Raw genomic sequence first — 19,966 nt, 5'->3', positions numbered from 1 at the left:
CGCCAGAGGCCAAGGGGCCGAACGGGTGGGACCAAGGACCCCGGCCCTCGAACACTTCCCCGACGAACGGTCCGCCCGCGCCGTCGCTTCTCGACCCGCGGCGGAACATCCCCCACCCGGACGGCGCAACCATCACATGATCGACTCGTTGGACCGTCCACCAGGACAGCACTGACGGCACCGGGAGGGCCCATTGGCAGGACGGACGGTGGGCGCGGCACCGGCAGCGGCCCGGATCGGCGCCGCACGCCCGGTGGCGGAGGCGGAGGCCGCGCTGGTGCGGCACTACCGCAGGCTGGTCCGGCTCGCCTACCTGGCCCTGCCCGCCGACCGGGACCGGCACAGCCGGGTGCTCGCCGCCCACGGTGCCGTCCAGCGCGCCCTGCCGTTCCGCTGGACCCGCCGCGCCGAGCCCGGGTCCGACGGAGCGGACCCGGTGTACGCGGCGCTGCGCCTGCGGGTGCTGCGCTCCGCACTGCGGCCGCGTGCGGGCGCGCGCCTGTCGGCGCCCCGGGCCTGGGGCCTGCGGCTGTTCACCCCGCACGGCGGCGAGCAGGACGCGGCGCTCGACCACGCGCTCGCCGCCCTCGACGCCCCCGCCCGGGCGGCCTTCGCCCTGCGGGTGGTGGAGGGGCTGGCGGACGGGCAGGCGGCGGAGGTACTGCGGCAGGCCGGGGTGGACCGGCCGGAGGCGGCCGTCGCCGCGGCCGCCGAGGTCCCGGCCGGGCCCGAGGCGGAGCCGGCCGCCTTCGACCCGTGCGCCGTCCGGGTGCAGCCCACCGACCTGCTGCGCCGCCGCCGTACGCTGACCGCCGTGCTGGCGGTCGGGGCGCTCGGACTGACCACGACGGCGGCCGTCCTGGGCGGCGGTTCCGGACCGGCGGGCAGCGCCGCCCGGACGGACGGCCGGTTCGCGGGAGCCGTGACCGACCCGGCCCGGCTGGTCCGGGTGGCACCGGACGCCTGGCAGCACACGGCCCGGGTCGACTTCGGCGCCTGGCCGGCCCGCGGTGACCGGCGCGAGGACGGCGCGCTGCTGGGCCGTGCCCTGGCCGCCTGGTCCCGCCCGGGCCCGCGGACCCGCGCCGAGCCGGGCACCGACACCGCCGCGCCCGCCACCGCGCCCCAGCTGCTGTACGCCGGGACGGTGGACGGCACCGGGGTGGCGGTGCTGTACGACGGCCGCCGGATCGCCCGCTACACCGACGGACCCGACGGCGGCCTGGACCTCGCCCGGGCCGACGGCGCAGACCCGACCACGGCGGGCGCGGTGGTGCTGAGCCGCCGCGGCACCGCGCTGCGGTACCTGCTGGCGCCCTGGGTCGACGCGGCCGAGACCCGCCGGATCGACCAGCCCGACGCCGCCACCCGCCCGCTGGACCATCCGGACGGGGTCACCGCGGCCACACCGGGCGGCGGGCTCACGGACTGCCGGGGCGCCACCGTGCTCCAGCTGCGCTCCTCCCCGGTGATCGCCGAGAAACACACCTTCCTGCTGGCCGATCTCGGCGGCCTCCTCCCTGCCCACCTGACCTACGTGCCACCGCCGGACCGCACCCAGCCCGGCACCGCCCAGCCCGACCGCGCCCCGTCGGACCGCGAGCCGCGCGAGGCCACCGCCCAGGACGCCCTGCAGGCCTGGGCCCGGGCCGGCTGCGCGGCGCCGGACGGCACCCCGGGCGTCAGGCAGCTCAACCTGTGGGCCTTCGCGGTGCAGCCGCTGCCGCAGAACGCGGGCTCGGCGGCCTGGTTCTGCCTGCGCGCCGACCGCTGGACGGGCGAGGGCAGCGCGGCCACCGCCGTGCTGCTGCCCTCCGCCCGGGGCCCGCAGCGCACCGGCGGCGGCCCGGGCCGCTCGTGCAGCCGGTTCGAACAGGACACCGTGGCCTGGACATGGTGGCGCTCCCCGCAGGGCGCCGAGTACCTGCTCGCGGCGGGCAGCCGACGGGTCAGCCGGCTCACCGTCAAGGGCCCGGACTGGACGGCCGACCGTCCGGCCCCGGACCGTACCCTCGCGGTCGAGCGGCCCGCCCGGACCGCCGTCCAGGTCGAGGCACTGCTCGACAACGGCAGCCGGATCAGCCCACCGCACTGACCCCCCGGCTCCCAACAGTGCGCCGTAGTCCTCCTGGACGGCCTGGCCGCGCCGATCAGCCGCCGCACCGGCTGGGAAGGCACGGCCCGGCCCGGAGGACCTGTCGAAGGGGTGTAGCCCGACAACCCGTCGGAAAACCCGTCGAACCGGCGCCGCGCGGCCGACTACCATCCGCTCCCATGGCGATGTTCGTGCACCTGACGGCCGCGGCGAACACGCCGCGCATCCGGCGCGCCGGAATCCGGGCCGACAGCCGGGGCCAGGGCGGTGTGCGCGGGGTGTACTGCTTCCCCGTGCTGCCCTCCTACACCCTCACCCACCAGTGGCTGCGCGAACTGGCCCGGTTCGGCCCGAAGGGCTCACTGGCCGCGGTGCACCTCCGCCTGGACGACGCCCAGCAGGTGCTGGTCGGGCACTACCGGGACCGTGCCAAGGACGCCCAGCGGTGGCTGACCGCCGCCGAGGCGGTGGCGCGGATCGCCGCCCTGCCGGACCCGCGCGGCTGGGAGGTGGTCGTGCCGCGCGCGGTGGCCGCCCGCGAGGTGCACCGGGTCCGCGCGGTGCCGCAGGTCGCGGGCTGGCGCTACCTCCCGGGCGCCCACGGCACCCGCCCCTGCACCTGCGCCGGCTGCCGGATCAGCGGCGAGTACGGCAGCCGGCGGCTGCGCGAGCGCCGTCCGCACCCGCTGGACGGGCCGCCGCCGCCCGTGGCCGTCCTGCTCGCCCGGATCGAGGCGGCGGGCGAGCCCGGCGATCCGGACGCCCTGCGGGCCGCGCTGCACTGGTTCGGCCTGCGCCGCCGCGGTCCGCTGGAACGCCTGGCCCCACTGGCCGCCCACCCCGACCCGTCCGTCCGCCGGGAGCTGGTCTGGGCGGTCCAGGGCTGGTCCACGCCGGGTGTCGCCGAGTTGCTGGACGGCCTCGCCACCGATCCGCACCCGGACGTCCGCGTAGCCGTCGCGGACGTCCGGGCGCTCTGAATCCGCAGGGGGCTCCGAATCCGCCGGGGGCCTTGGATCCGCTGAGGGCTCTGGATCCGCCGGCGGTTCCGACTCAGGAGACGCGCTTGAGCTGCCAGGAGTTCTTGTCGAAGCTCGGCACGGAGGAGTACTGGCAGCCCGAGCTGTAGTAGCTGCTGACGATCGTCCAGCCGGCCGGCGGCCAGGTCGAGGCGCAGGCGTTGACCACGGTGCCGACCGGGTAGCCGGTGAGATCCATGATCTTCTTGGTGTTCGGGTTGAAGCCGGAGCCGCAGCCCGCGCTGTTCCACCACTGGACGTCCACGAACCCGCCCGGTGTCAGCGAGGAGGAGCACATGGTGCTGGTGCTGCCGGGAGCCGCCTGGGCGGTGCCCATGGTGAGGGTGAGGGCTGCGGCGGAACAGCCGAGGGCGAGGGCGGCGGCTCGAAGTCGGGTCACGGGGCGGCTCCTTCTCGGGTGACGCGGCCTGTCCGCGCCAGGAGCCATTCCTATCGGCACGAAGGACCCGCCGGACAGTGCCTTTCCGGCCCCACCGGCGGCGCGTTCTCGCCCCTCCCCCGCCCCGGACCGGTCACCGCCGGGCCCGTCACCTGCGAGGACCCCCGCCGAGGTGCCCGTTCGGCCGAACCGGGTGATCATGGGACGAACCGCGTCTTCGACGATTCGGCGCGCCGGTACCGTCCGACGGCGCCGGGAAGGGACCGCGATGTTCCAGCTCCTGTGGATTCTGCTCATCGGCTTCGTGCTCGGCGTGCTCGCCAAGTTGATCCTGCGCGGGCCGCAGTCGATCCCCTGGTGGCTGACCATGCTGCTCGGCGCCGGCGGGGCCTGGCTGGGCAACGCCGTTTCCGGCTGGCTCGGCGTCCGCCACACCTCGGGCATCGACTGGATCCGCCACATCCTCCAACTCGCCTTCGCCGTCGCCCTGGTGGCCATCGTGGCACCGGCCTGGAGCAGGAACCACCCACCCCGCTGATCCGACGCCCCTCCCCGCTACGCCACCCGTTCAGCGACGCCGGCGCCGACGCCGCCCCCGCGGCGGACGGGCTCAGCCCACGTGCACCGCGGGCCGCCGGCTGCGGTCGGGCTCCGCCTCGCGGAGCACCTCCCTGGTCACCGGGGCGATCTCGCCCTGTCCGAACAGGAAGAACCGCAGGAACTGGGCGAAGGGGTTGCCCTCGGTCCACTCGAAGTAGATGTGCGGCTGCTGCCCGGTGAGGTCGCGCACCTGCAGCAGCAGGGCGGCCAGCGCGTTGGGCACGCTGGAACTCTGCAGCGACAGCACCCGGTAGCGCTGGTGCAGCACCTCGCCGTGCACGGTCAGTTCGGCCTCGAAGTCGGACGGGTCGAGCACGGTGACCTCGACGAAGACCAGGTCGTCCTCGGTCGGGATGTCGTTGTCCGCGCGGATCTGCCGGATCTTGTCGCGGTACTCGGCGACGTCCCGGCTGTTCGGCTCGTTGGCGATCAGCCGCAGCGGGCGGTGCATGTAGTCGCGGACGAAGCGCTCCGCGACCTCGTCCAGCACCACGTCGGTGACGCGCAGTTCGAAGGCGCGCTTGAGCCGGGAGAGGAAGGAGACCAGCACGATGCCGGCGATGAAGCAGGCACCGATCTTGACGCCGTCCGGGCGCTCGGCGATGTTCACCGCCGTGGTGTAGAGGAAGACGGCGGCGATCACCGCGAAGGTGACGCTCCAGCGCCGTTCCCCGGCCTTGTGCGCGGCGATGGTGACGGCGACCGCGGCGGAGCTGATCAGCACCAGCACGCCGGTCGCGTAGGCGCCGCCCTGGGCGTCGACGCTGGCGTCGAACAGCCAGGTGACCAGGAAGGCGATCAGGGTCAGCACGATCACCGTCGGGCGCACGGCCCGCGCCCAGTGCGGCGCCATGCCGTAGCGCGGCAGGTAGCGCGGCATCAGGTTGAGCAGGCCCGCCATGGCGGAGGCGCCGGCGAACCAGAGGATGGCGATGGTCGACAGGTCGTAGACGCTGCCGAAGGCACTGCCCAGGTTCTGGTGGGCGAGGTAGGCGAGCGCCCGCCCGTTGGCCTGTCCGCCGACCTCGAACGCGTCCTTCGGGATGAGCAGGGTCGTGATGAGGCTGGTGGCGATCAGGAAGACGCTCATGATCACGGCGGCGGTGGTGAGCAGGTGCCGGGCCCCGCGGATGCGGCCGACGGGCTTCTCCTCGGTGTCGTCCGGGTCGCCCTCGATGTGCGGCATCACGGCGACACCGGTCTCGAAGCCGGACAGGCCGAGCGCGAGCTTCGGGAAGACGATCAGGGCCACCCCGATCATCGCGAAGACGTTTCCGTGCTCGGCGGTGAGCCCGTCCGTCCAGTCGCCGAACACCTGCGGCTCCTTGAAGACGTGCCAGAAGCCGTTGACCACCACGACGACGTTGAGCGCGAGGTAGACCCCGACCAGCACCACGGCCAGGCCGATGGCCTCGCTGAAGCCCTTGAGGAAGACGGCGCCGAGCAGCGCGACCAGGATGAGGGTGAGCATCACCTGCTTGCCGGACAGGGCGGTGTGCAGATGGGGGTTCTCGATCAGGTGCGCGGTCGCGTCGGCGGCCGACAGGGTAATGGTGATCATGAAGTCGGTGGCGGCGAAGCCGAGCAGCGTCAGCACGAAGAGCTTGCCCTGCCAGAACGACAGCAGGCGCTCCAGCATCGCGATCGAACCCTGGCCGTGCGGGCTCTCCACGGCCACCCGCCGGTAGACGGGCAGCGCGCCGAACAGGGTGACGACCACCAGCACGATCGTCGCGATCGGCGACAGCAGGCCGGCCGCGAGCGCCGCGATGCCCGGCTGGTAGCCGAGGGTGGAGAAGTAGTCGAGGCCCGTCAGGCACATGACCCGCCACCAGGGCGCCCCCTGTTCCCTGGGCGCCTCCGCGTGCGGGCCGGGATGCTGCTTGGCCATGTCCGACAGGCCTTCGAGCATCCACGCCCGGAACCTCCCGGCCCGCGTCGAGGGAGCGGCTCCCGGTTGGGCCGAATCCGACGACACCACGCGCACCCCTGTCCACGACTTCGGCCGGCCGCCGCACGGTGCCGGACCCCCAGACCGCCGGACGGCGGGCCTGGTCAGGCTAGGTGACCGGCTCGCGGCCGCCCGGCAGCCGCACGGGCCAACACGCCGGGGTGCGCCCGGACGGCCCTCCCGGGTGGCGGCCGCCGACCGGCCGTGATCAGGGCTTCCGGCGCGGCGGTGTCCGGCACCTCCTCGAAAGGGGTAAACATGTCCGCGCGCGTTGACTCATCGGCTTGACGTGCCCCAGGGGTGCGGCAACGGAGCGGCAGGGAGACACCGGTGGCGGAACCGACTCGGCGGAGGATCCTCGGCCTGGGCCTGATGGCGGCCGCCGTCACCTCGTGCGGCGCCCGGCACCCGGACTCGGCCCCGCTCCCCACGCCCGACGCCCAGGGCACCCCGGGCACCGTCGCACCCCCCGCCACCCAGCACGCCGGCCTCAAGGGCGACACCCCGGACGAGCAGTCCCTGCCCGGCAACCCCGACTGGCAGATCACCGACCCCGGCCGGGCCGGCGCCGTGGAGGGCTTCGCCGACCGGGTCAGCGTGCTGCCGGGCGAGTCCTTCGGCCTGCACGTCTCCACCACGGCCGCCGCCTGCACCGTCTCCGCCTACCGGATGGGCTGGTACGGCGGCGCCCGCGCCCGGCTGGTCTGGCGCCGCGAGCACGTCCCCGGCACCAAGCAGGCCGCCCCCCACGTGGACCAGACCACCCGTACCGTGCTGACCGGCTGGCAGCGCACCCTCGCGGTCGACACCGCGGGCTGGCCCGAGGGCGCCTACCTGCTGCGGCTGGACGCCGAGGACGGCTCCGGCCGCAGCTACGTCCCGCTCACCGTCCGCTCGGCGAGCACCGCCGGCCGGACCGTGGTCATGAGCGCCCCCGCGACCTGGCAGGCCTACAACCAGTGGGGCGGCTACAGCCTCTACAACGGCCCGGCCGGCACCCTCGCCACCCGCTCGCTGCGGGTCGTCTTCGACCGGCCGTACGACTACGACCACGGCGCCGGCCTGTTCCTGGTGTACGAGGCGCCGCTGGTCGCCCTGGCCGAGAAGCTCGGGCTGCCGCTCGCCTACACCACCGGGATCGACGTGGCCCGCGACCCGGGGCTGCTGCACGGGGCGAACGCCGTGCTGTCGCTCGGCCACGACGAGTACTGGTCCCCCGAGCAGCGCGCCAACGTGGTCGCGGCCCGCGACGCCGGGACGAACCTGGCGATCTTCGGCGCCAACTGCTGCTTCCGCCGGGTCCGCTTCGAGCCCACCGAACTCGGGCCGGACCGCACGGTGGTCTGCTACAAGGACGCCTGGGCGCAGGACCCGGGCCACCAGGCGGGCGCCCCGGCGACCACCGACTTCAGGGTCGGCCCGGGCGCCGACCCGGAGAGCTCGATGCTCGGCGTGATCTACGACGGCTACCCGGTCGACGCACCGTACGTGGTCACCGCACCGGACCACTGGGCCTTCGAGGGCACCGGTGTCACGGCCGGGGCGTCCTTCCCGCACCTGGTCGGCGTCGAGTACGACCGGGTCGACACCGCCTTCCCCACCCCGCGCCCGATCGAGGTGATCGCCCATTCCCCGGTGGTCTGCGAGGGCCGGCGCTCCCACTCCGACACCGCGTACTACACCGTGCCCAGCGGCGCCGGGGTCTTCGCCAGCGGCACCATGCGCTGGGTCGAGACCCTGGACGCGAACGGCCCCGGCGGCGGCCAGGCCGACCACGGCATCGACTCCCACGCCGGGGACGTGGTCCGCAAGGTCACCGAGAACGTCCTGCGCGCCTTCGCCGCCGGCCCGGCCGGCCGCACCCACCCGGCCCGGGACAACCTGGCCGCGGTCTACGGCGCGGCGTAGCTGGCCCCGGAGTCCGGTGCGCCCGGCCCCGGGCGGGAGCGGGCCCGTGGCCGGGCTACACTCGCACGTCTGACAGCAGCGCAGGTCGTCCAGGACAGCGGACCGGTGCGGCACCGGGTGCCGGCCGGCGACGGCAGGAGGAAAACAGAACATGGTCGAGGCCTCCCCCAAGGTCGTTGTCGTCGTCCCCACGTACAACGAGCGGGAGAACCTTCCGGTCCTCGCCGGGCTCCTCGCGGACCTCGCCGTACCGAACCTGCACCTGCTGGTGGTCGACGACAACTCCCCCGACGGCACGGGCGACCTCGCCGACAAGCTGGCCGCCGACTCCGGGGGCACCGTCGGCGTGCTGCACCGCACCGAGAAGGACGGCCTCGGCCGCGCCTACCTGGCCGGCATGGCCCGCGCCCTGGACGAGGGCGCCGACGTCGTGGTCCAGATGGACGCCGACCTCTCGCACCCGGCCTCGGTGATACCCGAGATGGTGCGCGTCCTGCTCGCCGACGACACCGCCGTGGTGCTCGGCTCCCGCTACGTGCCCGGCGGCTCGACCGCCGAGGAGTGGCCCTGGCACCGCAAGGCGCTCTCGGCCTGGGCGAACTTCTACGTCAACGCGATCCTCGGCCTGGGCGTCCGGGACGCCACCGCGGGCTTCAAGGCCTGGCGGGCGAGCACCCTGCGAGCCATCGACCTGCCGACCGTGCAGAGCAACGGCTACTCCTTCCAGGTCGAGATGAACTACCGGGTGATCCAGCGCGGGCTGACCATCCGCGAGGTGCCGATCCGCTTCGAGGAGCGGATCGAGGGCGCCTCGAAGATGAGCGTCGGCGTGCAGGTCGAGTCCGCCCTCGCGCCCTGGAAGCTGCGCTTCAACCGCGAGGGCTAGACGTGTAGTCCCTCCGGCGACCGGCAGTGTGAGCGGCGGCTGCGGGGAAAGAAGGCCGACATGGTTCTTCTCCCGGAGTCCCTCGCGGCCTCGCTCCGCCGCGGCGCCAGAGACCCCTTCGCCGTCCAGACCGTGCGGGCCACGGTGGCCGCCACCCTGTCCTACGGGGTGGCGACCCAGCTCAGCAGTGAACCCGCCCCGCTGACGGCGCCGCTCACCGCGTTGCTGGTGGTCCAGGTCACCGTCTACTCAACGCTCAAGACCAGCGTCCGCCGGGTCGTCTCGGTGGTGGTCGGGGTGCTGATCGCCATCGGCTTCAGCTCCGTGGTCGGGCTCTCCTGGTGGAGCCTCGGGCTGATCATCCTGGCCTCCCTGGTGATCGGGCGGTTCGTCCGGGTCGAGGAGTTCGTCCAGGAGGTCGCGATCAGCGCGATGCTGATCCTGGGCGTCACCAAGCTGGCTTCCCAGGCCTGGGACCGGGTACTGGAGACCCTGATCGGCGCCGCCGTCGGCCTGCTGTTCAACCTGCTCTTCGCCCCGCCGGTCTGGGTGGACACCGCCGGGGAGTCGATCGAGGACCTCGCCCGGCGGGCCCGCCAGCTGCTGATCGACATCTCCGAGCAGCTGGGCCACCCCACCCCGGTGGCCCGGGCCGCCGAGCGGCTGCACGAGGCCCGCCGGCTCGACCAGGCGATCGCGGAGGTGGACGCGGCGCTGCGCCAGGCCGAGGACAGTCTGCGGTTCAACCCCCGGATCAGCGAGGGGCTGCTCTCCCGGCTGGTGCTGCGCACCGGGCTGGACACCCTGGAGATCTGCGTGGTGGTGGTCCGGGTGCTGGCCCGCTCGCTGACCGACCTGGCCAAGCGGCGCGGGCCGCAGGAGCGGCTGTTCCCGCCCGAGGTCGCGGTGGGGATGGAGGAGCTGCTGGCGCACGTCGGCGGGGCGATGGTCAGCTTCGCGGTGCTGGTCACCACCCAGGTCAGCCGCAACGCCGAGGAGGCCGAGGAGCGGCTGACCGCCGAGCTGGCGGCGGCCTGGGCCGCCCGGGAGAACGTCGCCCAGGAGCTGCTGCGCAAGATCCAGGAGCACCCGGAGGCCTGGCAGCTGCACGGCTCGATGCTGGCCGAGGTCGACCGGATCCTGGACGAACTGGACCTGGAGCACCGCAGCCGGCGGCTGATGGAGGAGCTGGACCGGGCCTCGCTGGCGAGCCGGGAGCGCTTCTCCCGCCTCGCCCGGCTGCGCCACGCGGTACGGGGCGGGCGGCGACGGGGCGAACGTGAGCGCCCGGCGGTGGGGGCCGGGCGCTGAACCGGGGGCCGGACCCTGGTCCGGAGCCCGCCGAACCGGGGCGGGCGGAACCGGGGCGGGCTGAACCGGGGCCGGCGCGTGGGTCCCGCGGGGTCAGGGCATCAGCCAGGGCTGCTGGGGCAGCGGGTGGCCGGTCTCCAGGTAGGTCTTGAGGTTGGACAGCACCGCCGACCAGCCCCGTTCGGCGTCCGCCCGCTCGTCCTCGTCGGCGAGGTTCTCGTGGGTGACCGTCAGCCTGGTCAGGTCCTGCCAGTGCCGGAGGTCGAACGTGACCCGGGAGGGCCCCTCCGCGCGCTGCCCCTCCGGCCCGGCCCAGGTGGTGACCAGCCGGTGCGGGCGGTCGGACACCTCCACCGCGCCGATCACGTCGGCGATCCCGGAGCCGTCGGTGCGCTGGTGCTCCCAGGGCGCGCCGGGCAGCCAGGTGGAGACGTTGCGGTGGCCCCAGTAGAGACCGGATTCGTCGGCGTTGGTGAGCGCGTGCCAGACCCGTTCCGGGGTGGCGCGCAGGTAGACGATGCTCCGGTGGCTGAAGGCGGTCACGGGCTCAGCCCCGGGCCGCGTCGAGCAGCGGCTGGATCTCGATCTTCTGCATCCGCAGCATGGCCGCCATCACCCGGTCGGCCTTGGCCCGGTCCTGGTCGCCGATCAGGTCGAGCAGGATGCGCGGGGTGATCTGCCAGGACAGGCCGAAGCGGTCCTTGAGCCAGCCGCACGGGCCCGCCTCGCCGCCGTCGGCGGTGAGCTTCGCCCAGAGTTCGTCGACCTCCCGCTGGTCGTCGCACTCGACCTGGAGCGAGATCGCCTCGGTGAAGGTGAACTGGGGGCCGCCGTTGAGCGCCGCGTAGGGCCGGCCGTCGAGTTCGAACTCGACGGTCATCACCGAGCCGGGCTCCCCCGGCCCGGTCTCGCCGTAGTGGGTGACCCCGGTGACGCGGGAGTTGGGGAACAGCGAGGTGTAGAGGGCGGCGGCCGCTTCGGCCTGGTCGTCGAACCAGAGGAAGGTGGTGATTTTCTGCATGGGCCCGACCGTAGCGGCGGGGCCGGTCACGGCGGCCGAGCCACGGCCGGGGGTCACCGGATCGGCGCCCCCGGCCGGACGGGCCCACGGCCCCCTCGACTCAGTGCACCCAGCCCGCGTAGCGCTGCACGAAGCGCTGGCCGGTGTGGGCCGTCACCACGACGTCGTAGCGGCCCTGCCGGTCCAGCGGCCAGTCGAGGTCGACCTGCTTGCCGGGCTTGACCCACACGGTCTGCGCGCTGCCCGCGAAGTCGTTGGGCGCGACGGTGAAGGCCACGTCCGTCAGCCCGTCGTTGGCCACCTGGAGGGTGAGCTTCAGGCTGCCGCGCAGGTCGGCGGTGACGATCGGCACACCGATGTCGTTCTGGCCGTCCTGCCCGTCCCGGACCACCGTGCCGGCGAAGCGGCGCACGAAGCCGTCCGGGCCGTGCACGGTGAAGTCGTAGCGGCCGTCGGTGGCGGCCGCGTCCCAGACGTACGTCGCGCCGGCGCCGGGGGCGACGGTGTAGGGGGTGCCCGCGAAGGGGAGCAGGATGTTCGGGTAGACGGTGTACGGGAAGGCCACCGAGCCGTCGTTGCTCATGGTGCAGGTGACCTTGCCGGTCCGGCGGTCCACCGCGACATCGGCCCACGGCTGGTACGGCAGCGGGCGGTGCGGGCGATCGCCGCGCTCCTGGACCGGCATCGACTGGGCGCCGACCGCCGGGAGGGCCACGCCGGGCAGCTTGGTGCCCGCGTCCGCCCTGGCCATCAGGGCGTTGGTGTCGGGCAGCTTCGGGAGCGAGTGGTCCGGGGCGGCGAAGTCGAAGCAGCTGGTGAGGTCGCCGCAGACGGCCCGGCGCCAGGCGGAGATGTTGGGCTCGGCCACGCCGGTGACCAGCTCCATGAAGCGCAGCACCGAAGTGTGGTCGAACACCTGGGAGTTGACCCAGCCGCCGCGCGACCAGGGGGACGCCACCCAGAGCGGAACCCGGTTGCCGAGGCCGATGGCGCGCCCCTGGGTGAACTCCTCGGGGGTGCCGGCCTCGGGGATGGGCGGGACCATGTGGTCGAAGTAGCCGTCGTTCTCGTCGTACATCACCAGGAAGACGGTGTGCCGCCAGACCTCGGGGTTGGACATCAGCGACTGCAGGGCCTGGTTGACCCAGTGGGCGCCGTAGGCGGGGCCGGCCTCCGGGTGCTCGGAGAACAGGTAGGGGGCGACCAGCCAGGAGACGGTCGGCAGGGTGCCGTCCTTGCAGTGGCGGTCGAAGTCGGTGGGGTCGAACCTGGTCATCGCGTTGACGTACCGCGGGTCGTCGTGCGGGAAGGCGTGGAACTGCTTGAAGTAGGAGAGGGCGTTGTCGTCGTAGTCGCCGGTGCGGTCGTCCTTGCTGGGGTTGTGGTAGACCCGCCAGCTGACGCCGGCCGCCTCCAGGCGTTCGGCGTAGGTGGTCCAGTCGGCGACGGGGTTGTCGGTGACCGGGGTGTTGTCGATCCAGGGGCCGGTGGTGCCGTCGCGGCCGGGGCCCGCGGTGCCGGTCCACAGGTAGAGCCGGTTGGGGTCGGTGGGGCCGGCCAGCGAGGTGAAGTAGGCGTCGCAGAGGGTGAACGCGTCGGCCAGGGCGTACTGGTAGGGGATGTCGTCCCGGGTGAAGTAGCCCATGGTGCGCTCGCCCTTGGCGGCGATCCACTTGTTCATCGCGCCGTTGTTGATGGCCTGGTGACCGGTCGCCCAGTCGTGGGCCAGGCCGCCGGCGTTCTGCGCGTTGTACTTCGAGGTGTCCATCCGGTACGGCAGCATCACGCCGCCGTCGCTGCGGCGGGCGTCGGGCTGGCGGAACACGTCGGTGCCGTCGGGGAACTGGAGCGCCTGCTTGTCGCCGAAGCCGCGAACGCCGTTCAGGGTGCCGAAGTAGTGGTCGAAGCTGCGGTTCTCCTGCATCAGGACGACCACGTGCCGGACGTCCTTGATGGTGCCGGTGAGGGCGGGGTCGGCCGACGCGGCCGGGGCGGCCCCGGCCGCGGTGGCGGACAGGCCGGTCAGCGCGGTGGCGCCGACGGCCGCGGAGGCGCCGACGAAGGTGCGGCGGGAGAGCTCGGACATCGTGAACCGGCCTCTCAGAGCTGGAAGGTGGCGACGGCGGCGGCGGTGTCGGAGGGCCACTCGTTGGCGGCGGCGTTCGGCTCCGGCCGGGGCCAGCCCACGACCAGGGTGTGCGCCTCGACCAGCTTCAGCGCTCCGGCGTACTGGACGAAGTCGATGCGGTCCTGCGGCTCGGGCCGGTCGCCGCGCCGCTTACGGGTGGGCGACCAGGTGGTGCCGGGGACCTTGACCGGGTCGGGGTTCTCCTCGCGGAAGGCGTCGGTCAGCCCGGCCTCCTGGAGGGCCGCGGTGACCGGCCACCTGAGCGCGCCGACCCCGTGGTGGGCGGCGGCGGTGCCGGCCGTCCAGTCCAGGTGGGAGGGCGAGGAGAGCGAGCCGGCCAGCACCACCGGGACGCCCCGGGCGAGGTCCGCGCGCACGGCGGCGGCCAGCGCCCTGGCCTGCCCGAGCCGGACGGAGGCGTTCTCGGCGGCCAGCACCTGGGCGGCACTGCCGCCGTCCTGCACCGCGTACGGGCCGTAGCCCGCCTCGTCGAGGTGGACGGCCCAGAACCGGACGCTGCGACCGCCCGGCAGCTGGACGGTGGCCGCGACGGCGGGCAACTCGGCGGTGGCCGTGGCCGGTTCGGTGAGCGGGTAGCGGCTGAGGATGCCGACGCTTCCCGGGCTCTGGTGGGCGTACCAGCCGAGCGCGTCGGCCAGGGTCCGGGCCCGCTCGCCCGCCGTCTCCTGCAGCGCGAGCACGTCCAGGCCCTGGGCGAGGACGATCCTCAGCTGCTTCTCCAGCGCGTCGGTGCAGCCGGAGCCGGCCTCGTGCAGGTTCCAGCAGGCGGCCTTGAGCCGGGGCGGGGCGGCCGGGTCCACGACGGGGACGAGCACGGTGACGGTGTCGGTGGCGCCCGTGCTGTCCTTGACACCGACCACGACCAGCTCGGGGTTGCGGCCGGGAGCGGCGGGCGCCGTGCCGGTGACGGTGCCGTCCGCGGCGACCGAGGCCCAGGCCGCGCCGCCGAGCTTGCGGTGGGCCGCCGAACCGGGCGCGTTGCCGCTGGGGCGGGACCAGAGGCCGCCGAGCTTGATCTTCACGGCGGCGCCGGGGGTGACCGGGGTGGCGGTGAAGGAGTCGACGGCGGCGTGCGGGCGGACCACCGGGGGCCTGACGCGGAAGGTGAACGGAGCGGTCTGCGCCAGGACGCCGTAGCCGTCCTTGGCCAGCAGGTAGGCGGTGTACGGGCCGCCGGTCAGCGCGGAGGTGTCGAGCTGGACGTCGCCGGAGGCGCCGGGGGTGTACTTCCAGAGCAGCGAGGCGCCGGTGCCGGGTCGGCGGCCGCCGTCGTAGATGCCGACCCAGTTCTTGGCGTCGGGGGCGTCGGTGCTCCAGTGGAAGGTCAGCCGGTCGCCTTCGGCGGGGCTGCTGGAGGAGGTCGGGGTCAGGGCGCTGCCTGCGGCCACGGTTGTCCTGTCCGCCGGCGCGGGCCGGTCCGCCGGGGGACGGTGCCCGGGGTCGCGCGCGGCTGGTCACGGAGGCTGGGAGGAGGAACGCCCACAGTTGGCTGTACAACTGTGGCGGGCCCATTCATCCGAAGGCCAGCGACCGGGGCATGAACGGCATGTGACGGAGCATCGGGCGGTTCGGGAATTCCGGGGCGGAGGCGTTTCCGTGGGCGTCAGCCGTTTCCGTGGGCGTCGGCGGGGCCGGAAATGCGGGAAGGGCCGCGACGGGTGATCCGTCGCGGCCCTCCGGGAGGCGGCGGGGCCGGTGCCTCCGCGCCCTGGCCTGAGCCCGGGCCCGGACTCAGGCCAGGGCGAGGAACAGCTTCTCCAGCTCCGCCTCGCTCATCGGCGCGCCGTCCTCGTCGGCGGCGGCCATGCACTGGCGCATTCCGCTGGCGACGATCTTGAACCCGGCCCGGTCCAGGGCGCGCGAGACGGCGGCGAGCTGGGTGACCACGTCCTTGCAGTCCCGACCCGCCTCGATCATCGCGATCACCCCGGCCAACTGGCCCTGGGCCCGACGCAGTCGGTTCAGGACCGCGCCGACCGCCTCCTCGTCCACCTGCATGTCCGGGCCGCCTTTCGCATCGACTTCCGACCGACAAGTGTACCCGGCGGGGTATCCGCGCCCGGCCGGCGGAGGGCTTCCGGAGGCGTCCGCGATCAGCGGCGGGCCAGTCGGCGCTCGCCTCCGGCGCCGGTCGCGTACGGCAGCTCGTAGTAGGCGAACACTTCGGGTTCGTCGGTGGCCGGCAGGATGTCGTCGGTACCGATCGTCGGCGCCTGCTTGACCTTGGCCTTCGCGTACGGCACCCGCAGGTAGGCCGGGCCGGCCACCGAACCCTCCAGCGGGACGAAGACCAGGCGGCGCTTGGTCATACCGGTCAGGACGGTGGCGAAGAACGGCTCGTCGGTGGCCGTCTCGACGTACACCGACTCCAGCGTGCCGATGCGGTGGCCCTTCTCGTCGACCACCGACTGGCCGCGCCACTCGCGGATGTCTGCCATAGCGATTACCACGACGACCTCGACCTCCCGTGTCGAGCCCTGCCGACGGCTCCGTCCGCTCCGCCGGCTCCGCCGGGCCCACCGCCCGGGGTTTCCATCCTGCGCCGGAACGGCCGCCGGGGCGCGACGAAAGGGACCTGCGGGGGTGAGCCGACGGTGGGGGTGGGGACTTCCGGACCCCGGATAGGGGGGCTGGCACCAGGGACCCGGGGCCCCGTCCCCCGCTACGGTCGTCGCGACGGCTCCGGAGCGGGACGGTCACACGGAGTCGGTCCGCACGCGACGATCGTCCATGACGTGGGGGGAACCACCATGGTCCAGTACCGCAGCTATCAGCGTCTTGCCGGGGCCGTCGCGGTCGCCGGGCTCGCCGTCGGGGCGCTCGTCGCCTGCGACCCGGTCGGGACCGAGGTCAGCGACGACGCGACCGTCTCGGGCAGGATCACCGCCGTCAAGCTGGACGACCCCTCCGGGACGGTCACCATCCACGGCAGGTCCGGGGCCGGGAGTGCCTCCGTCCACCGGAAGATCACCTATCAGGACAGCAAGCCCGGGACGACCACCCGGATCGAGGACGGGGTCCTGGTGCTCGGCGGCTGCGGGCACAACTGCTCGGTGAGCTACACCGTCGAGCTGCCCGCCGGGCTGCCGATCACCGGCGGCACCTCCTCCGGCGGGATCCACCTCACCGAGGTCGGCTCGGTGTCGGTGCACACCGACTCCGGCAGCATCTCGGTCGACCAGGCGAGCGGAGCGGTCGACCTGCGCACCGACAGCGGTGACATCGACGGCACCTCGCTCAAGGGCGACCGGATCCAGGCCAAGACGGACAGCGGAGCGATCAAGCTCACCGCCGCCAAGGCCCAGGACGTCAAGGCCAGCACCGACAACGGCGCGATCCGCCTGACCGTCCCGCCCGGCTCCTACCGCGTCAACGCGGGAACGGACATCGGGTCGAAGCACATCGGCGTCCAGAACGACCCCAACGGCAAGTTCAAGCTCGACCTCGGCACGGACATCGGCGACATCACCGTCAACACCGGCTGACCTGACCCCGCTGCCGGTGGACCGCCGGAATCCCCGCTCCGGGTACGCATCTCGGCGGGCGCACCGGAGCGGGCGTACCCGGAGGTCAGAGGCCGGTCTGGACCTCGGCGCGGTGGCGGATGTACTCGTCGGGGTGGGAGCGGGCGATCGTGACCGCCGCCTCGACCAGGGCGTGCAGCTCGGCCGGGTAGGCGCGCGGCACCAGCGGCAGGCCGGGCAGGATGCAACGGCGGACGTCCAGGTCCTCGTTGGAGACGAACTCCCGCAGCGCGGCCTCGTTCCAGCTGTCGCGGACGGTCGCACCCTCGTCGGCGGTCGCGTTCCGGCCGCCGCCGACCGTCAGCGCCGTCCAGTACCAGGCCCGGGCGGCGCCGGCGCGCTCCGGGTCGCTGCCGGTCTGCAGGTAGCCGAGCAGGGCCAGCCGGACCCGGCGCTGGCCGAAGGCGATGAGGGCCGGCTCGACGAAGCGGCGGTTGAAGCTCGGGTTGGGGTCGTGGACCGCCGCCTCCAGCAGCGGCTCGAAGTACTCCTCGGGCAGCTCGGACCGCCCGGCGAGCGCCTTGTGGACCTCCCATCGGGCCGCACTCGGGTAGTCCGCCCCCGGTGCGACCTCGGCCCCGAGCACGCGGAGCAGACGCGCGAGCCGCAACTCGAACGCCTGTGATCCGTCCTCCCTGCGCCCGGGCAACGGCTGGAGAATCCGCACCTCGCCGGCCGTGTCCTTGGTTTCCACGAACATCCTCCTCATTCTGAGTCATCGGCAGACTACTCGCTGATACACCAGTTCGGCGTCGGTTTTCGGCCAGGACCGGATCTTGGAGGATTCCCCGGCGGGAGTTCTGACGTCGACTCAGTCCGCGACCGCAGCAGCGGGCGGGAGTCGCGGGGCTCACGGGTGACAGGCCGTCAGGACGGTCTGCCGGGCGGGACCAGTCCGGACTGGTAGGCGATCGCGACGAGTTGCGCCCGGTCCCGGGCGTCCAGCTTGGCCATCGCCCGGTGCACATGGGTGCGGACGGTGAACGGGCTGACGAACATCCGCTCGGCGATCTCCTCGTTGGTGAGCCCGGTGGCGGCCATCGACATCACCTCGCGCTCGCGGGCGGTGAGGGCGGAGAGCCGCTCGGCGGACGCGGCGGCGGCCGGGTCGGGCTGGGCGAGGAACTGCTCGATCACGGCCCGGGTGGCGGCGGGCGAGAGCAGGGCGTCACCGGCCGCGACGGTGCGGACGGCGGCCAGCAGTTCCTTCGGGTCGGCGCCCTTGCCGAGGAAGCCCCCGGCACCCGCGCGCAGCGCCTGGGCCACGTACTCGTCGATCTCGAAGGTGGTGAGGATGAGCACCCGGGTGCCGGACAACTCCTCGTCCGCACAGATCTCGGCGGTGGCGCCGAGGCCGTCGGCGCCGGGCATCCGGATGTCCATCAGCACGAGGTCGGGTTTGGTGGCGCGGGCGAGTTCCACCGCCTCGCGGCCGTCGGCGGCCTCGCCGACCACCTCCATGTCCTCCTCGGCGTCGATCAGCACCCGGAAGGCGCCGCGCAGCAGGGCCTGGTCGTCGGCGAGCAGCACGCGGATGGTCATGCGGGGTCCTGGTCCTTCCGGATGGCGCGATCTTGTCGTACGGGGTCGGCGGAGCCGCCGGAGCGGTCGGGGCGGGTGGGGCGGACGACGCAGTCGCGCAGGAAGCCGTGGGCGGGCCGGTCCTTGGCGACGGGCGCGGCCGGGCCGCCCCTCTCGGTGCTGCCGTCCGGGCGGGACGGGCCGTCGGTCCGGGGAGGGACGTCGTCCCGGGCGCCGGTGCGCAGCGGGAGTTCAGCGGTGACCAGGAAGCCGCCGTCGGGCCGGCGGTCGGCGGTGAGGCGGCCCCCGACCGCACCGGCCCGCTCGCGCATGCCGATCAGGCCGAAGCCGCTCTCGCCGGGGACGGCCGGCGGCAGCAGGGCGGTGCGCGGGTGGCCGGTGGTGGTCGGGCGGCCGTTGGCGACGCTGACCGCGAACCGGCTGCCGCTGTACGACAGGGTGACCTCGGCGTCGGCGCCGTGGGCGTGCTTGGCGACGTTGGTCAGCGACTCCTGGACGATCCGGAAGGCGGTGAGGTCGACGCCAGGCGACAGCGGCCGGGACTCCCCCTCGACGGTGAGCCGGACCGGCAGGCCCGCCCGCTCGAAGGTGTTGATCAGGTCGGGGAGCCGGTCCAGTCCGGGGGCGGGTTCGAGCGGCGCCGGTTCTTCTGCGCGGCGCAGCAGGCCGACGGTGGCGCGCAGCTCCTGAAGGGCGGAGCCGGTGGCGTCGGTGATGTGGCTGAGCACCTCGCGGGCCTGCACCGGGTGGCTGTCCATGAGGTGGACGGCGATGCCGGCCTGGGCGTTGGCGAGGGCGATGTGGTGGGCGACGACGTCGTGCAGGTCGCGGGCGATCCGGATCCGCTCGTCGGCGACCCGGCGGCGGGCCTCCTCCTCGCGGGTGCGTTCGGCGCGTTCGGCGCGTTCCTCGATCGCGGCGAGGTGGGCGCGGCGGTTGCGGATGGAGTCGCCGAGGGCGCCGGGCAGCAGGGCCCAGGCGAGGACGCCGATCCGCTCGCCGATCGGGCCGCCGGGCCCGAAGAACAGGGACATCCCGGTGAGCAGGACGGCCGTGGTGATCGAGGCGCGCAGCGCGGTGGAGCGGTCGGTGCGCACGGCGAGGAAGTAGAGCGCGAGCAGGAGCGGGGTGGCCAGCATCGGGGTGAGCCGGGGACTGGTCCAGGTCAGCATCATGGTGCAGAGCAGGGTGACCGCGGCGACCGCGCGCGGATGGCGGCGGTGGAAGAACACGGCCACGGCGGCGATCAGGGCGAGAAGGCCGGTGGCCGGGTCGACCGGGGCGAAGTGTCCCGTCTGGTCGACGGTGGCGCCGAGGCCGGTGACCGCGAGCAGGGCCAGACCTCCGGCGGCGTCGAGCAGCCGGGGGTGCTCGCGGCGCAGGCGCTGCCAGGTGTCGCTCATGGTCGTGTTCTCCGGGTCGGGGTGCCCTGGCCGCACCCTCGCCGGGTTCTGCCAGTCGGTGTCGCGCCGCGTCCGGGTGTGGGGGCGGCGCGGCCGGGTCGGGGGCGTCCGTACGGGCGGCGGCCCCGACAGCAACGGTAACGGTTGACGCTCGAAC

The 19,966-nt window shown here is 73.9% G+C and carries 18 protein-coding genes; 7 read left to right on the top strand and 11 right to left on the bottom strand.

The genetic code is table 11. The features are described from left to right. The first annotated feature begins 208 nt into the window (after positions 1 to 208). The gene (locus ACZ6Z8_RS18780) at positions 209 to 2,095 is read left to right on the top strand and encodes a hypothetical protein (RefSeq protein ID WP_465611087.1); all 1,887 of its coding nucleotides are present in this window, start codon (positions 209 to 211) and stop codon (positions 2,093 to 2,095) included. Positions 2,096 to 2,274: 179 nt separating this feature from the next. Next, positions 2,275 to 3,075 (top strand): HEAT repeat domain-containing protein, encoded by an 801-nt coding sequence (locus tag ACZ6Z8_RS18775; protein WP_465611085.1) that lies wholly within the window; start codon positions 2,275 to 2,277, stop codon positions 3,073 to 3,075. Between the two features lie 73 nt (positions 3,076 to 3,148). Here ACZ6Z8_RS18775 and ACZ6Z8_RS18770 read toward each other — a convergent pair whose 3' ends face one another. Beyond that, the gene (locus ACZ6Z8_RS18770) at positions 3,149 to 3,514 is read right to left on the bottom strand and encodes a hypothetical protein (RefSeq protein ID WP_465611083.1); all 366 of its coding nucleotides are present in this window, start codon (positions 3,512 to 3,514) and stop codon (positions 3,149 to 3,151) included. 268 nt (positions 3,515 to 3,782) lie between these two features. On the opposite strand from ACZ6Z8_RS18770, the gene ACZ6Z8_RS18765 reads away from it, so the two are divergent. Then, on the top strand, positions 3,783 to 4,052 hold the full coding sequence (locus ACZ6Z8_RS18765) for a GlsB/YeaQ/YmgE family stress response membrane protein (protein WP_465611081.1): 270 nt from the start codon (positions 3,783 to 3,785) through the stop codon (positions 4,050 to 4,052). 72 nt (positions 4,053 to 4,124) lie between these two features. Here ACZ6Z8_RS18765 and ACZ6Z8_RS18760 read toward each other — a convergent pair whose 3' ends face one another. Further along, positions 4,125 to 6,026, bottom strand: a complete 1,902-nt coding sequence (locus tag ACZ6Z8_RS18760; protein WP_465611079.1) for an APC family permease — start codon at positions 6,024 to 6,026, stop codon at positions 4,125 to 4,127. Between the two features lie 369 nt (positions 6,027 to 6,395). Here ACZ6Z8_RS18760 and ACZ6Z8_RS18755 point away from each other — a divergent pair, with 369 nt between their 5' ends. The 3 genes from ACZ6Z8_RS18755 to ACZ6Z8_RS18745 all read left to right on the top strand — a co-directional run bounded on the left by ACZ6Z8_RS18755 (position 6,396) and on the right by ACZ6Z8_RS18745 (position 10,170). Next, positions 6,396 to 7,973: a N,N-dimethylformamidase beta subunit family domain-containing protein gene (locus tag ACZ6Z8_RS18755; RefSeq protein WP_465611077.1), complete on the top strand. Its 1,578-nt coding sequence runs from the start codon at positions 6,396 to 6,398 to the stop codon at positions 7,971 to 7,973. A gap of 151 nt (positions 7,974 to 8,124) precedes the next feature. Next, entirely contained in the window at positions 8,125 to 8,859 is a 735-nt protein-coding gene (locus ACZ6Z8_RS18750; RefSeq protein WP_465611075.1) for a polyprenol monophosphomannose synthase, read from the top strand. Between the two features lie 60 nt (positions 8,860 to 8,919). Further along, on the top strand, positions 8,920 to 10,170 hold the full coding sequence (locus tag ACZ6Z8_RS18745) for an FUSC family protein (protein WP_465611073.1): 1,251 nt from the start codon (positions 8,920 to 8,922) through the stop codon (positions 10,168 to 10,170). 93 nt (positions 10,171 to 10,263) lie between these two features. Here the strand turns inward: ACZ6Z8_RS18745 and ACZ6Z8_RS18740 are convergent, their stop codons facing one another. The 6 genes from ACZ6Z8_RS18740 to ACZ6Z8_RS18715 all read right to left on the bottom strand — a co-directional run bounded on the left by ACZ6Z8_RS18740 (position 10,264) and on the right by ACZ6Z8_RS18715 (position 15,778). Next, the gene (locus ACZ6Z8_RS18740; protein ID WP_465611071.1) at positions 10,264 to 10,713 is read right to left on the bottom strand and encodes an SRPBCC family protein; all 450 of its coding nucleotides are present in this window, start codon (positions 10,711 to 10,713) and stop codon (positions 10,264 to 10,266) included. A 4-nt stretch (positions 10,714 to 10,717) separates the two neighbouring features. After that, the gene (locus ACZ6Z8_RS18735; RefSeq protein WP_465611069.1) at positions 10,718 to 11,191 is read right to left on the bottom strand and encodes a VOC family protein; all 474 of its coding nucleotides are present in this window, start codon (positions 11,189 to 11,191) and stop codon (positions 10,718 to 10,720) included. Between the two features lie 100 nt (positions 11,192 to 11,291). Continuing rightward, positions 11,292 to 13,277, bottom strand: coding sequence for a phosphocholine-specific phospholipase C (locus ACZ6Z8_RS18730; protein ID WP_465611068.1), 1,986 nt, complete (start codon positions 13,275 to 13,277; stop codon positions 11,292 to 11,294). 14 nt (positions 13,278 to 13,291) lie between these two features. Further along, complete coding sequence (locus ACZ6Z8_RS18725) at positions 13,292 to 14,728, bottom strand: endonuclease/exonuclease/phosphatase family protein (RefSeq protein WP_465611066.1); 1,437 nt, start codon at positions 14,726 to 14,728, stop codon at positions 13,292 to 13,294. Between the two features lie 343 nt (positions 14,729 to 15,071). Next, the gene (locus ACZ6Z8_RS18720; protein WP_030553044.1) at positions 15,072 to 15,338 is read right to left on the bottom strand and encodes a metal-sensitive transcriptional regulator; all 267 of its coding nucleotides are present in this window, start codon (positions 15,336 to 15,338) and stop codon (positions 15,072 to 15,074) included. A 95-nt stretch (positions 15,339 to 15,433) separates the two neighbouring features. Further along, complete coding sequence (locus ACZ6Z8_RS18715) at positions 15,434 to 15,778, bottom strand: PRC-barrel domain-containing protein (protein ID WP_465611063.1); 345 nt, start codon at positions 15,776 to 15,778, stop codon at positions 15,434 to 15,436. A 297-nt stretch (positions 15,779 to 16,075) separates the two neighbouring features. Here ACZ6Z8_RS18715 and ACZ6Z8_RS18710 point away from each other — a divergent pair, with 297 nt between their 5' ends. Continuing rightward, complete coding sequence (locus ACZ6Z8_RS18710) at positions 16,076 to 16,825, top strand: DUF4097 family beta strand repeat-containing protein (RefSeq protein WP_465611061.1); 750 nt, start codon at positions 16,076 to 16,078, stop codon at positions 16,823 to 16,825. Between the two features lie 85 nt (positions 16,826 to 16,910). Here the strand turns inward: ACZ6Z8_RS18710 and ACZ6Z8_RS18705 are convergent, their stop codons facing one another. The 3 genes from ACZ6Z8_RS18705 to ACZ6Z8_RS18695 all read right to left on the bottom strand — a co-directional run bounded on the left by ACZ6Z8_RS18705 (position 16,911) and on the right by ACZ6Z8_RS18695 (position 19,809). Then, positions 16,911 to 17,558, bottom strand: a complete 648-nt coding sequence (locus tag ACZ6Z8_RS18705) for a hypothetical protein (RefSeq protein WP_465611059.1) — start codon at positions 17,556 to 17,558, stop codon at positions 16,911 to 16,913. Positions 17,559 to 17,731: 173 nt separating this feature from the next. Then, entirely contained in the window at positions 17,732 to 18,406 is a 675-nt protein-coding gene (locus ACZ6Z8_RS18700; RefSeq protein WP_465611057.1) for a response regulator transcription factor, read from the bottom strand. Continuing rightward, positions 18,403 to 19,809 carry a sensor histidine kinase gene (locus ACZ6Z8_RS18695; protein ID WP_465611055.1) on the bottom strand — a complete coding sequence of 469 codons (1,407 nt, stop codon included), beginning with the start codon at positions 19,807 to 19,809 and terminating at the stop codon, positions 18,403 to 18,405. Before ACZ6Z8_RS18695 ends, ACZ6Z8_RS18700 begins: the two co-directional genes overlap by 4 nt. Positions 19,810 to 19,966 lie beyond the last annotated feature (157 nt).

The organism is Kitasatospora sp. NPDC101108 (genome assembly GCF_055584725.1).
This window is presented reverse-complemented; position numbering and strand designations above follow the sequence as displayed.

What these genes read in the sequence shown, in the direction of transcription:
- ACZ6Z8_RS18720 (WP_030553044.1), bottom strand. Translation starts at nt 15,338, where the DNA reads ATGCAGGTGGACGAGGAGGCGGTCGGCGCGGTCCTGAACCGACTGCGT.
- ACZ6Z8_RS18730 (WP_465611068.1), bottom strand. Translation starts at nt 13,277, where the DNA reads ATGTCCGAGCTCTCCCGCCGCACCTTCGTCGGCGCCTCCGCGGCCGTC.
- ACZ6Z8_RS18775 (WP_465611085.1), top strand. Translation starts at nt 2,275, where the DNA reads ATGGCGATGTTCGTGCACCTGACGGCCGCGGCGAACACGCCGCGCATC.
- ACZ6Z8_RS18700 (WP_465611057.1), bottom strand. Translation starts at nt 18,406, where the DNA reads ATGACCATCCGCGTGCTGCTCGCCGACGACCAGGCCCTGCTGCGCGGC.
- ACZ6Z8_RS18745 (WP_465611073.1), top strand. Translation starts at nt 8,920, where the DNA reads ATGGTTCTTCTCCCGGAGTCCCTCGCGGCCTCGCTCCGCCGCGGCGCC.
- ACZ6Z8_RS18760 (WP_465611079.1), bottom strand. Translation starts at nt 6,026, where the DNA reads ATGCTCGAAGGCCTGTCGGACATGGCCAAGCAGCATCCCGGCCCGCAC.
- ACZ6Z8_RS18735 (WP_465611069.1), bottom strand. Translation starts at nt 11,191, where the DNA reads ATGCAGAAAATCACCACCTTCCTCTGGTTCGACGACCAGGCCGAAGCG.
- ACZ6Z8_RS18765 (WP_465611081.1), top strand. Translation starts at nt 3,783, where the DNA reads ATGTTCCAGCTCCTGTGGATTCTGCTCATCGGCTTCGTGCTCGGCGTG.
- ACZ6Z8_RS18715 (WP_465611063.1), bottom strand. Translation starts at nt 15,778, where the DNA reads ATGGCAGACATCCGCGAGTGGCGCGGCCAGTCGGTGGTCGACGAGAAG.
- ACZ6Z8_RS18750 (WP_465611075.1), top strand. Translation starts at nt 8,125, where the DNA reads ATGGTCGAGGCCTCCCCCAAGGTCGTTGTCGTCGTCCCCACGTACAAC.
- ACZ6Z8_RS18695 (WP_465611055.1), bottom strand. Translation starts at nt 19,809, where the DNA reads ATGAGCGACACCTGGCAGCGCCTGCGCCGCGAGCACCCCCGGCTGCTC.